Source organism: Halobacillus locisalis, from assembly GCF_013694105.1.
Lineage (GTDB): Bacteria > Bacillota > Bacilli > Bacillales > Halobacillaceae > Halobacillus > Halobacillus locisalis.
This window is the reverse complement of sequence record NZ_JACEFG010000002.1, coordinates 1,005,793-1,021,117: the sequence shown is the minus strand read 5'-3', so window position 1 is coordinate 1,021,117 and position 15,325 is coordinate 1,005,793. Positions and strand designations below refer to the sequence as shown.

At 44.3% G+C, this 15,325-nt stretch carries 11 protein-coding genes; all 11 read right to left on the bottom strand.

Features of this window, described 5'->3' with window-relative positions; genetic code table 11:
* Positions 1-64: 64 nt before the first annotated feature.
* Complete coding sequence (gene lgt, locus H0266_RS11965; protein WP_181472606.1) at positions 65-901, bottom strand: prolipoprotein diacylglyceryl transferase; 837 nt, start codon at positions 899-901, stop codon at positions 65-67.
* 14 nt (positions 902-915) lie between these two features.
* Positions 916-1,848, bottom strand: a complete 933-nt coding sequence (gene hprK, locus H0266_RS11960; protein ID WP_181472605.1) for an HPr(Ser) kinase/phosphatase — start codon at positions 1,846-1,848, stop codon at positions 916-918.
* Positions 1,849-2,216: 368 nt separating this feature from the next.
* Positions 2,217-2,567 (bottom strand): phage holin family protein, encoded by a 351-nt coding sequence (locus tag H0266_RS11955; protein ID WP_181472604.1) that lies wholly within the window; start codon positions 2,565-2,567, stop codon positions 2,217-2,219.
* A 22-nt stretch (positions 2,568-2,589) separates the two neighbouring features.
* On the bottom strand, positions 2,590-3,612 hold the full coding sequence (locus tag H0266_RS11950) for a DUF4097 family beta strand repeat-containing protein (protein WP_181472603.1): 1,023 nt from the start codon (positions 3,610-3,612) through the stop codon (positions 2,590-2,592).
* A 184-nt stretch (positions 3,613-3,796) separates the two neighbouring features.
* Positions 3,797-4,456, bottom strand: coding sequence for a bacillithiol biosynthesis deacetylase BshB2 (gene bshB2, locus H0266_RS11945; RefSeq protein ID WP_181472602.1), 660 nt, complete (start codon positions 4,454-4,456; stop codon positions 3,797-3,799).
* The gene (locus tag H0266_RS11940) at positions 4,449-4,820 is read right to left on the bottom strand and encodes a YojF family protein (protein ID WP_181472601.1); all 372 of its coding nucleotides are present in this window, start codon (positions 4,818-4,820) and stop codon (positions 4,449-4,451) included. The genes bshB2 and H0266_RS11940 overlap by 8 nt, the downstream gene beginning before the upstream one ends.
* A gap of 80 nt (positions 4,821-4,900) precedes the next feature.
* Positions 4,901-7,777 (bottom strand): excinuclease ABC subunit UvrA, encoded by a 2,877-nt coding sequence (gene uvrA, locus H0266_RS11935; protein ID WP_181472600.1) that lies wholly within the window; start codon positions 7,775-7,777, stop codon positions 4,901-4,903.
* Between the two features lie 7 nt (positions 7,778-7,784).
* On the bottom strand, positions 7,785-9,767 hold the full coding sequence (uvrB, locus tag H0266_RS11930; protein WP_181472599.1) for an excinuclease ABC subunit UvrB: 1,983 nt from the start codon (positions 9,765-9,767) through the stop codon (positions 7,785-7,787).
* 148 nt (positions 9,768-9,915) lie between these two features.
* Entirely contained in the window at positions 9,916-13,131 is a 3,216-nt protein-coding gene (locus H0266_RS11925; protein WP_181472598.1) for an ATP-binding protein, read from the bottom strand.
* Complete coding sequence (locus H0266_RS11920; RefSeq protein ID WP_181472597.1) at positions 13,128-13,487, bottom strand: response regulator; 360 nt, start codon at positions 13,485-13,487, stop codon at positions 13,128-13,130. Before H0266_RS11920 ends, H0266_RS11925 begins: the two co-directional genes overlap by 4 nt.
* Complete coding sequence (locus H0266_RS11915) at positions 13,484-15,121, bottom strand: diguanylate cyclase (RefSeq protein ID WP_181472596.1); 1,638 nt, start codon at positions 15,119-15,121, stop codon at positions 13,484-13,486. The genes H0266_RS11920 and H0266_RS11915 overlap by 4 nt, the downstream gene beginning before the upstream one ends.
* Positions 15,122-15,325: the final 204 nt, after the last annotated feature.

Below are 15,325 nucleotides of genomic sequence, written 5' to 3'. Positions count from 1 at the left end.
GCAAAGGACCGATTGCTTCCATAACTATCAGTTGTTCTTTCTCCAACAGGTGGTCCGTTTCACATTACTTCACTTTTTTTCCGTTATAATATCGATTCGAAATCCCTGACTTGCGAAGGTAGTACATAAGGGCAACCGATAAGACGACAAGTACAATCGAAATGAACTGAGCCGTACGAATCTCACCAAATAAGTACAAGCTGTCTGTACGCATGCCTTCGATGAAGAAACGGCCGACAGAATACCAGATGACATAGCTTAAGAATACATCACCACGACGCGGATTGAACTTGTGACGCAGGATCAGTAAAAACACAAAACCTGCAATGTTCCACACGGACTCATATAAGAAGGTCGGGTGATAAAGCGTTCCACCGATACACATCTGCTGATTGATGAAACCAGGCAGATATTGCATGAAGTTGTTATAAAAGGCTTCCGATACAGGTCCACCGTGAGCTTCTTGGTTCATAAAGTTTCCCCAACGTCCAATGGCCTGTCCTAGAATAATACTTGGTGCTGCAATATCTGCAATCTGCCAGAAGGAGATCTTACGGACACGTGTATAAATCACCGCAGTCAACACAGAACCGATCAAAGCCCCATGTATGGCGATACCACCTTGCCAAACGGCAAAAATATCCCACCATGGCCCTTCGCCAATGTAGCGGTCCCACTCAAATAGCACATAATACAAACGGGCAAATAGAATCGCCGCCGGAATCGCATAAACGACAATATCAATCATATAATCTTTTTTAAGTCCAAGACGCTCGGTTTCTCTAGTAGCAATCAACAAGCCAAGAAATGCACCTGTCGCAATAATCAGTCCGTACCAATAAATCGAAATCGGACCTAGCTGTAGAAAAACCCGGTCTAAGGCTTCAACTTCACAGGACATACGTCAGTCCCCCCTTATGAATTCTGCTGATCTTGATCGATCACTTTTGTTAAACGCTCAGAAAATTCCTCCGCTGCGTTGACGCCCATCCGCTTCAATCGGAAGTTCATAGCCGCAACTTCAATAATGACCGCTAAGTTACGTCCAGGTCTTACCGGAATCGTAGCCTGAGGAACTTCGACATCCATGATTTTCATCGTCTCTTCTTCTAATCCAAGACGGTCATATTGCTTGTTCTTTTCCCATAATTCTAGGTTGATCACTAGAGTGATCCGTTTATAACTACGAACGGCACCCGCACCGAATAAAGTCATCACATTGATGATGCCAAGACCACGAATTTCGAGAAGGTGTTCAATTAATGGAGGACTGTTTCCAATTAAAGTATCATAGTCTTCTTGACGAATTTCGACACTGTCATCCGCAACTAAACGGTGGCCTCGCTTGACCAACTCAAGTGCGGTCTCACTTTTACCGACGCCACTTTGTCCGGTAATGAGCACCCCAATACCGTAAATATCGACAAGTACACCATGAATCGCTGTAAAAGGAGCAAATTTCGTTTCAAGAAAATTGGTAAGTCGACTAATGACCCTTGTCGTTTTGAAAGGGGATAGCATCAGCGGAACGCCGGCCTCTTGTGCAGCATCCCGGAGCTCTTCCGGAATATCCATCCCCCGGGTAATGACAATCCCTGGTGTCACATCCGTACATAGTCTTTGTGCTCGCTCTTGACGCTGTTCTTTCGTCAATTCATTAAAGTAAGACATTTCCGTTTTGCCGAGAAGTTGCAAACGCTCTTTCGGATAGAACTTGAAATAACCTGTCATTTCTACTCCAGGTCTTGATATATCACTCGTATGTATTTCACGGTGGACGCCGCCCTCGCCCGCCACCAATTCGAGTTGGAATTGCTCTAATAGATCTTCCGTACGCACCTTGCTCATCTTTTTGACCTCCTTGATCTTCGTTCATTCACTAGCCCCTATTGTAGCACATTTTCAAATAACAACCTTTGACAAAATTTCAAAGATGCGAAGACTGCAGAATTGATACGATCCGGTCCTTCTCAGAATGTGGTCTAGGGTGGGGCGGGTGTCCGAAAAAACAGGGTCTTTGTCCGAATCGCCTGCCCAAATGTCCGAATGAACAGCGTTTGTCCGATATATCACGTTACTTGTCTGAATTAGCAGGATGGATGTCCGAATTCGTACACCTCAAGTCCGATTAGCTCAACTAAATGTCCGAATCCACCCCACCTCCCCCTAAAAAAATCCAAAAAAAATCGTATAAGCCGGAGCTTATACGATAAATGTTACTTAAGGTCTTTGATTAAACTGTTTAAAACGAGGTTAATGATGGAAATGATAATCGCAGCCACAATAGCCATCCCAAAGCTGCTCATTTCAAATGTACTGCCCAGCAGTAAATCCGTAAGGCCGAGGGTGATGGCATTAATGACGAACAGGAATAATCCTAGGGACAAAATAGTGATCGGCAATGTTAATACAACGAGAATCGGACGTACAATTGCATTCAATATCGATAAGATGAAAGCCGCTAGAAGCGCACCACCGACTCCCGAAATCATAATGCCTTCAAACAATGCACCGACAGCAATAATCGCAATCGCGTTCACCACGATGTGTAACAACCAACTTTTCATGACGTTCACCTACCTTTTTCTACTACTTACGGTTTGCTTTGATCGTAACAGACCCCGTCTTCGCTTCCGCTTCGATATGGAACGAATCCTCATGTTCAGGGAAAGCTTCAAACTCTTCTATCTTATTCATGAACTCCTTCTGTTGCTTCAAAATCGTTTTGTTTTCTAAAGGACACTCGATCGATCCTAGATGAGAACGAAGCACACCGTTCACACGCTTCTCTTGTGGAAGGGTCACTTGAACATGACCTGTCGTCGTTTTATAAAAACCGCTATACGCTCGCGAGCCTGAGTGGTCCACCGTCACTAGTCCGCTGATTGCGGAAGCTTCACTCTTCCCATAGTTTCCTTCTAATGTAATTTCTCCATGCACCGTTTCGGCTTTGCATGTTTCCAAGTCAGATTCAACGACGGAAATAGCTCCATGACCTGTCTCCACTTGGCAGGAATCCCCTTTGATTTTATTCAAAGCAACCTTACCGTTTGCCGTTTTCAAATGAAAATGGTTACTCCTTAGTGAAGCCAATTCCATATGACCATTAGCTAAATATGCTTTCACAAATTCATAGCTTTGTGACGGTACGGTTAAAGAAACATCGGTCTTCACTTGCTTCGATGGACTTGCTAAGCGAAGCAATCCACCACTCAATGTAAACTCTCCATCCTCAAGGAAACGCTGCCTCGCTTGTTCTTTTGTGTTTACTTGGTAGACTTTCACACCAAAGTCCGCTTTCACATAGTCCTCTTCCCATGTCTTAATATCTAATGATCCGTTTGTGATCAATAAATCAAGATCGGTAATCGGAGCCTGGTCGAGAGAAATAGTATGATCGAACTCTACATATTCCCCAAAGGAAAAGTCCAAATCCACATTTTTAATTTTCTCATAAGCATCATCAAGAAAATCGAGAATGCCGTATTTCCTTCTTTCACTATTGCGGTGCTCTTCGAATTCAGAGCTTGCCTTCAGCAATTCTGCACCCTCTTCTGCTGAGATAATGCCTTCTTCAATCATCTTCAATATTTTCATCCGTTCTTCACTCATCTATGGCAAACCTCCTTATCTTCCTATATACAATATTCCCTTCATGCTTCCATTAGAAACGGCCAACCAAGTCATTTCCTTTGATTTGATTCTCTCTATCTATTCGACCAAGCAAGAGAAGTATTTGTAAGTAAAAAAAGACATCTTGAAAAAGGCCCGTGCCGTTTCCCAAGATGTCTTTAGGTTATGAAGTGAACGAGTACTTGTAGAATCGTTCTGTTTTGAGTCGTTCCAATTGTTCAGACTGCTGATCTTGGCTTTTGATGAGACTCATCATTCCATCTGCCTGTGATAAATGTGCTTGAATCGCCGCCAGCTTTTCATCCCAAAAAGGCGTAACGTCATAGACAACGTCCGGTTGCCCTAGATCTTTTTCAGAATCATTGGAAATGGCATGCATCCATATTTCCGGACGATCTTGCTCATCCATCAACCGGACAGCTTCCACGACCGCAGCACCGAGAGCATCGTGATCAGGGTGAACCGCGTAACCAGGATAATGCGTAATGATTACACTGGCTTCAAGAGCGCTGATTCTGTCTTTCAGGTGTTTCGCTATTTGCTCACGCGGTTCGAATTCTAAGGTCTTGTCGCGGTAACCTAAATATTCGACATCGATATCCAGCTGTTTCGCTGCTTCGTTCAATTCGTCTTTGCGAAAAGTGGATAAAGTTTCACGATTTGCGAACACGGGATTTCCCATATTGCGCCCCATCTCTCCAAGCGTTCCACAGAGATAGGTAACAGGGGTTCCCTCTTTTCTGAACTTCGTGATGGTCCCCGATGCCCCGAATGATTCATCATCAGGGTGGGGGAAAATGACAACGACGTGATTTTTACTCATCGATATCAGCCTCGTAAGAAAACGGTGTTTCACTGATTTCAAGAGCGACCATCAGACGTCCTTCACGGTCATGCCCGGCCATGAGCAGACGGTCTTTGTCATCAATTTCGAAGTCGGAAACTCCTTCGGCATAGACCCAACCGATGTCGAGTTTCAACCCTACACGGTATGATCCGCCTGTGCTGATGATTTTACCGTGTTGATAACGGACATGGGCGTTTCGAATGAACGCCCCCACGTTATAGGCTTCTTCATCAAAGTGACTGGCATAAGCACCATTCGTCGTTTCTAGATGAATATAGACGTCTTTATTCGCTAATTCATTGATTTTATCTTGTACAGCTTGTTGGTTTATCTTTTCCATTTCTTCGTCCCCCTTTTAGCGTCTGATCTCGGTTGGATTCAATGACAGAATACGTAATCCCGTTGCAAACGTCAAAGGATCTACTTATTCGAAACCTTTTCTTTCGTCTTGATCTTCTCATCCATCCGCTTTCGGTCACGTTCTAAAACAGGCTTCAAATAGTGACCTGTGTACGAATCCGACATCTCCGCTACTTGCTCTGGTGTACCACTTGCGATGATTTGACCGCCTTTTTCTCCACCTTCAGGACCAAGGTCTATAATATGATCCGCCTCTTTGATCACGTCTAGATTGTGTTCGATGATCAATACGGAATCCCCGTTCTCAACAAGACGTTGGAGAACTTCCAATAAACGAGAAATATCGTCGACATGCAAGCCGGTGGTCGGTTCATCTAAGATATAGAAGGATTTCCCGTTGGAACGACGATGAAGCTCACTCGCTAACTTCACACGTTGCGCTTCACCACCTGATAGGGTCGTGGCCGGTTGTCCTAGCTTAATGTATTCAAGTCCGACGTCCGCGACGGTTTGAAGCTTACGCTTGATTTTCGGAATGTTCCCGAAGAAATCGAGCGCCTCTTCAATCGTCATCTCTAAGACATTCGCGATGCTTTTGCCTTTATATTTAACCTCTAATGTTTCGCGGTTATATCGCTTCCCATCACAAACTTCACAAGGAACGTAAACATCAGGAAGGAAATGCATCTCGATCTTGATGATTCCGTCACCGCGGCATGCCTCACAACGACCGCCTTTCACGTTAAAGCTGAAACGACCTTTCTTGTAGCCACGAATTTTCGCTTCATTGGTTTGGGCAAACACATCACGAATGTCGTCGAATACACCCGTATAAGTGGCCGGGTTCGAACGAGGTGTACGTCCGATAGGTGATTGATCAATATCAATCACTTTATCCAGTTGATCGATTCCTTCAATGGTTTTATGCTTCCCTGGCTTTTGCTTGCCATTGTGCAGCTTCATAGATAACGACTTATACAAAATCTCGTTGATCAAGGTACTCTTCCCTGAACCCGAGACACCTGTTACCGCCGTAAATAAGCCGAGTGGAATGTCAGCATTCACACTCTTCAAATTGTTCTCTTCCGCTTTTTTGATTTTCAAATAACGTCCGTCCGCTTTCCGTCGTTCAGCAGGGAGTGGGATGAACTTCTTACCTGATAAATATTGGCCGGTCAACGATTTGCCACTTCTCATCACTTGTTTCGGTGTCCCTTGTGTGACAATTTCTCCACCGTGAGCTCCTGCTCCTGGGCCGATATCAATCAAATAATCAGCCGCAAGCATCGTGTCTTCATCGTGCTCGACGACGATCAGCGTGTTATCCAAGTCTCTCATGCGTTGCAACGTTTTAATCAAACGATCATTGTCGCGCTGGTGTAAGCCGATGGACGGTTCATCTAGTACATATAATACACCTGTCAAAGCAGAGCCGATTTGAGTCGCCAAACGAATGCGCTGTGCTTCTCCCCCCGACAGCGTTCCTGCCGAGCGTGATAAGGTTAGGTAATCCAGTCCCACGTTCGCAAGGAATGTCAGGCGTTCGCTGATTTCCTTCAAAATCATACGAGCGATAGCTTCTTCTTTTTCGGTCAGCTCGACACTTTCAAAGAACTCTTTCGCTTCTGTTACGGAATAATCCGTCGTCAATCCGATGTGCTTGCCGTTGATCAACACAGCCAGCGCTTCTTCATTCAAACGGTTCCCCTTACATTTCGGGCATGGCTTCTGCGCCATATACTTCTCCATTTGCTCACGAATATAATCAGAGCTTGTCTCCCTGTATCGTCTGGAGATATTCGGAATGACCCCTTCGAAGTAAATCTCGTTTTCTCGAACTTTACCGAAATCATTTTCATAACGGAAGTGGACCTTTTCGTCTCCGCTTCCATAAAGGACACGTTCCATATGCTCTTCTGGCAAATCCTTCACAGGTGTATCCAGATCAATGCCATAATGATCCGCTACACTTTTCAACAATTGCGGGTAGTATTGGGAGCTCGTCGGTTCCCACGGGGCAATAGCATGATCTCTTAAAGTTCTGGACCAATCCGGGATTACGAGATCAATGTCCACTTCTAACTGCGTACCCAAACCATCACATCGGTTACAGGCACCATAAGGACTGTTGAAAGAAAACATGCGTGGCTCAAGTTCACTGACAGAGAAACCACAAATAGGACACGCGTGGTGTTCACTGAACATCAACTCTTCTTCGTCGATGACATCGACAATCGTATGTCCTCCGCCAAGGTTCAAGGCCGTCTCGATTGAATCTGAAAGTCGTCCTTCGACGCCGTCTTTGACAACGATACGGTCGACAACAACTTCTATCGAATGCTTCTTATTTTTGTCGAGTTTTATTTCCTCGGAAATTTCACGCATATCACCATCGACACGCAAACGGATGTATCCCTCTTTTTGAAGCTGTTGGAATACCTTTACATGCTCCCCTTTTCGTCCTGAAACAACCGGAGCTAAAATTTGAAGTTTCGTTCGCTCCGGATACTCCATCACACGATCAACCATTTGCTGAACAGTCTGTGAGCTGATCTCAACACCATGATTCGGACATGTCGGACGTCCGATTCTAGCAAACAACAATCGCAAGTAGTCGTAAATTTCCGTGACCGTCCCTACCGTCGACCTCGGGTTTCGACTGGTCGTTTTTTGGTCGATCGAAATCGCTGGAGACAAACCTTCAATGGCATCCACATCCGGCTTATCCATTTGTCCTAGAAACTGGCGAGCATAAGCACTTAACGACTCGACATATCGACGTTGGCCCTCTGCATAGATTGTATCAAAGGCGAGTGACGACTTCCCTGAACCTGAAAGACCCGTCATGACGACCAGTTTATTTTTCGGTATATCGATATCTACATTTTTTAGGTTATGGGCACGTGCGCCCTTGATGCTAATATATTTACTGGCCATAATACCATCATCCCTCCGCTTTTAGTTCCAGTAAGACGTCACGCAGTTCGGCTGCTTTCTCGAAATCGAGATCGCGTGCGGCTTGCTTCATTTCGGTTTCTAAATGATCGATCGTTTCCTCGCGTTCTTTCTTCGTCATTTCAGAAGGACGCTTGCCACCGGACTCATACGACTCTTCCCCTTCAGCGACCGCTGTCGCTTTAATGACGTCACGCACTTCTTTCTTGATGGTCTTCGGTGTAATGCCGTGTTTTTCGTTATATTCAATCTGCTTCGTTCTTCTCCGGTACGTCTCATCGATCGCATACTGCATCGATTTCGTGACTTTGTCCGCATACATGATGACCTGACCGTTCTCATTACGCGCAGCACGTCCGATGGTTTGAATCAATGAACGATCCGAACGTAAGAATCCTTCTTTATCTGCATCCAAAATCGTCACGAGCGATACCTCCGGGATATCCAAGCCTTCACGCAATAAGTTGATCCCGACGATGACATCATACTTACCAGTCCGCAAGTCCCGAATGATTTCAATTCGCTCTAGCGTTTTAATCTCAGAGTGCAAGTAGGCTACTTTGACACCTAAATCCTTCAAGTAGTCCGTTAAATCCTCTGACATCTTCTTCGTCAATGTCGTCACAAGCACGCGCTCATTTTTCTCTTTACGTTTATTGATTTCGCCTACTAGATCATCAATTTGACCATGGATCGGACGAATATCAATCTCAGGATCAAGCAAGCCGGTTGGACGAATGATCTGTTCGATCATCTTCGGTGTGTGTTCCATTTCGTAAGGACCCGGTGTTGCAGATACGTACGTAATCTGATTGATGTGCTTCTCGAATTCCGGAAACTGCAAAGGACGGTTGTCCATTGCCGACGGTAGGCGGAAACCATGATCGACTAGTACTTGTTTTCTAGCACGGTCTCCGTTGTACATGCCACGGATTTGCGGAATGGTGGCATGCGATTCATCGATCATCATCATGAAGTCATCTGGAAAATAGTCAAGAAGCGTATAAGGCGTCGCTCCTTCTTCCCGAAACGTCAAATGACGGGAGTAGTTCTCGATACCAGAACAAAAACCCATTTCATTCATCATTTCTAGGTCATAATTGGTGCGCTGTTCCAAACGTTGTGCTTCCAACAATTTATTCTGTTCCTTCAACTCTTTGACACGTTCATCTTTTTCTTTCTCTATGTTTTTGATCGCTTTTTTCAATTTTTCTTCACGTGTGACGAAGTGGGAAGCCGGGAAAATCGCAACGTGTTCACGGTCTCCGACAACCTCTCCAGTGAGGACATCGATTTCACGGATCCGATCAATTTCATCGCCGAAAAACTCGACGCGCATCGCATGTTCTTCTCGTGAAGCCGGAATGATTTCAACTGAATCTCCCCGTACACGGAACGTACCGCGTTGGAAGTCGATATCATTGCGCGCATATTGGATATCGACTAGGTTACGCAACAGCTCATCACGATCTTTTTCCATCCCCATACGGATCGATAACACTTGGCTTCCGTACTCTTCCGGAGAACCTAAACCATAAATGCAGGATACGCTGGAAATGATGATGACATCGTTACGCTCAAACAAAGCAGATGTGGCGGAGTGACGTAACTTATCTATCTCATCGTTGATACTGGCATCTTTTTCAATGAACGTATCCGATGATGGGACGTAGGCTTCTGGCTGGTAGTAATCATAGTAACTGACAAAATACTCGACCGCGTTATTAGGGAAGTATTCCTTGAACTCACTATACAACTGCCCAGCTAACGTTTTATTGTGTGCAATAATAAGCGTCGGCTTATTCACCTGCTCAATGACATTCGACATCGTAAACGTCTTACCTGTACCGGTAGCACCAAGTAACGTTTGGTGCGTGTCGCCTCGGTTGATCCCATCAACGAGTTCCTTGATGGCTTTCGGTTGATCTCCCTGAGGGGAATATTGAGAATGCAATTCAAATTTATGGTCCATGACGAAAACCTCCGTTCAGACTATTCATCACTAGTTTACCACACTATGTTACCATTCTAACCTCTAACGAACAAACATTCGGTATCGGATAGGTTTCTCCTATATTATTGAAAAAACTCCCGAGCATCTAAAGCCCGGGAGTTTCCATTTATTGATCATCCATAACCAAAATTTGTCCATTCTTTTTATCTCGTATAATCGTCTGTAGGATAATTGTAGAAAGTTTCCGTAACGGATAAGGTTTCACTAGATAGCCTTCCACCTTAACTTCTGCAGATTCATCCGTCTCGTTCAATGCACTGGAAATGAAAATCGGAACGTCCGATAAATGAGGTTGTTCTTTAATGGACTCTATGATATCCCAACCCGTCACTTGATCCGCCAACGTCAAATCGATAATGAACGCATCAGGCTGCAAATCCGGAAGATGCTTGAGAACCGTAGCACCCTCATTATAATGAGAAACCTTGATGGCCACTTCTTCCAACTCATCCACAATCAAATCCGATAGTGTCTGATCGTCTTCAATCAAGATGACTTGAGGGTGGTGATTGTTCTGTCTCTCTTTGCCTGCCACCTCTTCATATAACGGTAGAAGAATAGAAAAGACACTTCCAACGCCTACTTCTGAATGAACCGCAATCCGCCCTTTATGCGTTTCCACAATTTCCTTACTGATTGCGAGCCCAAGGCCTGTTCCCCCGATTTTACGCTGACTGGAATTGTCGATCCGATGGAATTTCGTAAATAACTTCGGAAGCTCGTGCTCTGGAATGCCGAGCCCTTCATCAGATATATGGATATATAACTGCTCCTCATCATTATTCAATACCACCACAACTTCACCGCCGTCTGGCGAAAACTTCACAGCGTTTCCAATAATGTTCGTAAACAGCTGAATGATTTTTCCGCGATCCGCTTGAACAAGTGAACTCGACGTTTGATCCAGAATGTTGATCGTGTGCTCTTGGTTGCTGACTTGCAAGTTTTCAACGACAAGTTCCGCAATCCCTTTTATATCCAACACTTCTTTTTTAAAGTTCTCTCTCCCCGTTTCCATACGCTGCAAATCAAGGAAATCATTAATCAAATTCGTCAGCCGTTTCGCTTCATTATGGATTGTATTCAAATACTTCTTCTGACGATCTTCCGTCAAATCACGGTGGATCATCAATTCAGTGTACCCGAGCACACTGGCAAGCGGCGTGCGCAACTCATGACTCACTGTACTGACTAGATTCGTCTTCATTTCATTCACTTCATATTCAGAAGTGATATCCCGAAAGACGAATAACGTCCCTTCCTTCTCATCATGATGAACAATCGGTTCCCCGTACAGTTCGATGACCCGCTTCTCCGTTCCATTCTCCACTTCAATCTGAAGCGTATTCGTAGGATGATGATCCGTGAAGATCATTCCTTTGCAAAACTCGACGAAACGCTCACAATCTGCGATATGACTGCACACCTGGTTCAGCCATTGCTCAATGCTACGCCCCGCCCATTGATCATGACCATAATAATGAAGCTTGAGAAACTTCAGCCAGTTATCATTCAACTGCACAATACGGCCCGATTCATCGACAAATAATATCCCTTCATTGATATTATCTATGATGTCTTGATTCAACTGACGGTTGATCTCTGTCTGTTCATACGATTCAATTCGTTCCAAGTATAAAGAGACCCTCTGTAAGATGTTGAAGATCCCGTCAATTTCATCTTGTTCGAATCCTTTCCCGATTCTTGTGGCAACAAGTAACGCAATACGATTTTGATTGGAGTCATACAACGGAACATGAAGATCATAGGCCGGAACAGTCGAATCCAAATGCCCTTGCTCTTCTCCATCCACCAGGCGTTCCCGTAAATAGTGGGACGCCTGATGACCCAGTCTTTCCAACACATGACCAAATGATGTCTTCGAATACCGGTGCACCACGTCTTCCGACATACCTATTGTAGCCGCTTCCTCTGAATCTAGTAAAAGGAAGATCCCATGGTCGAACGGATACAGATCGGCAAGCCTTTGAATGACGACGTCCAACAATTGACACGTATCCATGGTGGTGGATAAATCCTGATTCAACGTGTTCAGCTTCTCAATCGTACTATTCGTCCGCTCCGTCTCCACAAGGGCTTCTTTTAATTGTTCAGCCGTTTTTCTGCGTTCCGTAATATTTTGCTGAATCACGATGTATTGATCTAGTTCTCCCTGTTCACTAATATAAGGAACAACAGCTGTATCCGCGAAGAACAGCTGACCGTCTTTCCTGACGCATGCAAGTTCTCCTTTCCAAACGCGACCTTGTTCTAGACCCGGGAAAGCTTGCTTGATATCTGTCTGCTGCCCTTTTCCTTCTATTAAACTCAAGAAGTGTCGTCCTTCTAATTCTCGCTCTCGAAACATCGAAACATCGGCTAGATTTCCATTACTAGACTCGATCCAACCACCCTTATCCAAACGAGCGACCATTGACGACTCATTCAAAGCCAAATCTTTGTTCCTTAAGTCATTTACATAAGATTCAAGCATATCCTGTTGAGCTACCAGTTCTTCATTTTGTGCAGACAAATTCTCTTCTCTTTCTGAAATCTGTTCTGCCATATGACGAAACGAGCGGGTCAACTTGCCGATTTCGTCTTTGCTTTGTGAGGAGGGCAAATCTACGTAACTGCCTGCAGCCAAGGCCTCTGATGCTTCTGATAATTCAGCTAACGGACGGCCGATTCCACGGCTCAAGATTCGGAAAGCAGCCGCAAGAATAGATACAACTAGGACGAGCAGCCCAAACATGAGGTAGGAAATAAGCTCTACACGATTGAGAAATTGCGCGTTTACATCGTTCAAGTCGGATTGTGCTTGCGTTTCGATTTGTTGCAACAGATCAATCAGTTGATTGACCTCGTTCGTCGTACTGCTGATCCCTGCTTCATGAATCGCTTCATAATCTCCATTGATGAGCCACTCTTGCACCGGAGGAAACCGCTCTTCCCAGTAGGTGTTCACAAACTCATCTAACGACTCCAGCAATTCATATTGATCAGCACGCCAACTCATTTGCTTCGCGTCTGCTATCAAAGACTCCAGAACCACTCGATCTTGTTCTGATGCTTGCAGTTCATTTTCATTAGAAAACGCCAAATACCCTCTGACACCGAAGACCATCGACTGGTAGGCCTCTGTAATGTCATTCAGAATGTCTCTCTTTTGCGCTAGCTCTTCTGTCACTTCCTGCTGGTGTGATTTGTTTGTAAATTGCACGAAAAACAAGATAGAAGTCGCGAGACAGGTGATGACAATCACCGACAGCATCGCAAGCAAAAACTTTCTCCTGATCGATTTTTGGAAAAATTGAATCATGTGAGAATTTCCTCTACCATCTGAATCAATTCAATCGGACTAAACGGCTTAGCCATGAAGTAACGAATTCCAACGTCCTTCGACTTCTGAATATCGTCCTCCTGTGTTTTTGCCGTAAGCATCACAAGTGGTGTTTGTTGTTTCCATTCATCACTTAACTGTTCGGCCACTTCAATCCCTGTGTATTCAGGCATCATGTAATCCAGGATGACCAAGTCAAACGATTGTTTTTCTATCAATGACAAGGCTTCAGCTCCATCAGCCGCTTCGACCAATTCATACCCTTCATCTTCTAACGTATCCGTGATGAGCATCCGTAGAACGTCCTCATCATCAGCTACAAGGATTCTCTTCATCCTTTTCTTCCCCCTTTATGTCTCCGTACAATACGACGGATCCTTGCGACCAATTCGTCCATGCTGAATGGCTTGGTCATATAATCATCGGCTCCTAGATCAAGCGCCCGTATAATATCATCCCCTTGCTGCCTTCCGGTCAACATGATGACAATAGCGTCCTGATCCTTTTCTCTTAAATCATCGAGCACGTCAAGTCCATCTTTACCTGGTAAAATACCATCCAAAAGAACGACATGCTTATATTTGGTCGTGTGCGTCTCTTCGAGAAAACTTTCACCATCCTCGTACGTTTCGACGCGGGCATTCGAATCGTAAAAAGACAACTCGGACAATCGATCTTGCAGCATTTCCCTGATCGTTTGGTCATCATCAACAATCGATATATGCACCAGCTTCTCCATTTGTAAAATCTCGTTCAATTCTAGCCCGTCCTCATAATTTACAACCACGCCTTTTCCTGATCGTTTTCCTTGATAGAGAGCTGTGTCAGCTTGTACGATCAAATCTTCCATTTTCTTTATATCGGCATTCATTTCGGCAATTCCAGTCGTAAAGCTGAGCGTAAAGGAATCGTTATCCGACGCATGTGTAACTTGTTTGAAATGACCTAGAACTTCTTGCAGTCTCACTTGTGCTAATTCTTTATGAATGTTCGGCATGACGACAATGAATTCTTCTCCGCCATAGCGTACGACGACATCTTCAGGTCTCGTTTTCGTATGGAGCACTTCTGATAGATTCCTCAATACTTGATCCCCGACGACATGACCATAGGTGTCATTCACTTGTTTAAAATCATCTAAGTCTAAAATCGCTAAACAAAAAGGTTCAGGCTTCCGCTTATAGCTCTTCTTCTTGCGGTCCAATAGCTCATAGAGGTATGTACGGTTATAGGTTTTCGTCAATTTATCTGTCGTTATTTGTTTTTTAAGGGAATACACGTGTAACAAGCGATTGCGAATGATCGCATTCATCATCTCAAAATCAATCGGCTTCGGTATGAAATCAATGGCGGTCGTTTCATACACTCGTCTGGCAAGTTCCTTGGAATGATCTGCACTAATGACAATGATGGGGGTAAGAATACTATTCGCCTGTGTACCAATTTCCCCGACGATATGCAATCCATTTTTGCCTTGTAAATAATAGTCGATGATGAACAGATCCGGCTTTTCATCATAGAAAAGGGTCAACGCCCGTTCCTCGGTCGTTGCCATAAGCACGTTGTATCCATAGGACTCCATATTCTCTCTGAAATAATGCAAAAAATCCAAGTCATCTTCCAGAATCAAAATAGTCGGTTGCTCTTGTAATGGTTGGCTGGCAGACGAAGAAAAACCATGGTCTATTAGGTCACCATCTCCAAAATCGAAGTTTAATAAGATCGGTTGGAACAACTCAGACCACGCCTCTTCATCCCAAGGATCCGTTGCTTCAGGACGAATAGATCCCATCATAGACTCTGCCTCATTTGAAAGATCATCTAACCCAATTGATGCCGCCGTTCCTTTTATCGTATGTAATAACTGATAGATGTCCTTTTCTTCTATAGCGTCTTGTTTATGCCACCCGGCCAAGCGCTTCGAGATGTTCTTCAGAAATAATTGCTGATACTTCTCATAGTTCTTCAAAGTTCCACTCCTAAACAAGTTATTCGCTTCTTTCATTATAATGGAAAATAAGTCATCATTCCTAGAAAAAAGAAAATATACTACTATCTATGACTTATAGTGATAATTTCTTGAAAGACTTCTACTCGAACGAAAGCTGGATGTGCGTAAATTTTTTCGAGCTTGTCCCTCGCTCGATGGATGAGACGCACTCACCTAGTTGCG

What these genes read in the sequence shown, in the direction of transcription:
- lgt (WP_181472606.1), bottom strand. Translation starts at nt 901, where the DNA reads ATGTCCTGTGAAGTTGAAGCCTTAGACCGGGTTTTTCTACAGCTAGGT.
- hprK (WP_181472605.1), bottom strand. Translation starts at nt 1,848, where the DNA reads ATGAGCAAGGTGCGTACGGAAGATCTATTAGAGCAATTCCAACTCGAA.
- H0266_RS11955 (WP_181472604.1), bottom strand. Translation starts at nt 2,567, where the DNA reads ATGAAAAGTTGGTTGTTACACATCGTGGTGAACGCGATTGCGATTATT.
- H0266_RS11950 (WP_181472603.1), bottom strand. Translation starts at nt 3,612, where the DNA reads ATGAGTGAAGAACGGATGAAAATATTGAAGATGATTGAAGAAGGCATT.
- bshB2 (WP_181472602.1), bottom strand. Translation starts at nt 4,456, where the DNA reads ATGAGTAAAAATCACGTCGTTGTCATTTTCCCCCACCCTGATGATGAA.
- H0266_RS11940 (WP_181472601.1), bottom strand. Translation starts at nt 4,820, where the DNA reads ATGGAAAAGATAAACCAACAAGCTGTACAAGATAAAATCAATGAATTA.
- uvrA (WP_181472600.1), bottom strand. Translation starts at nt 7,777, where the DNA reads ATGGCCAGTAAATATATTAGCATCAAGGGCGCACGTGCCCATAACCTA.
- uvrB (WP_181472599.1), bottom strand. Translation starts at nt 9,767, where the DNA reads ATGGACCATAAATTTGAATTGCATTCTCAATATTCCCCTCAGGGAGAT.
- H0266_RS11925 (WP_181472598.1), bottom strand. Translation starts at nt 13,131, where the DNA reads ATGATTCAATTTTTCCAAAAATCGATCAGGAGAAAGTTTTTGCTTGCG.
- H0266_RS11920 (WP_181472597.1), bottom strand. Translation starts at nt 13,487, where the DNA reads ATGAAGAGAATCCTTGTAGCTGATGATGAGGACGTTCTACGGATGCTC.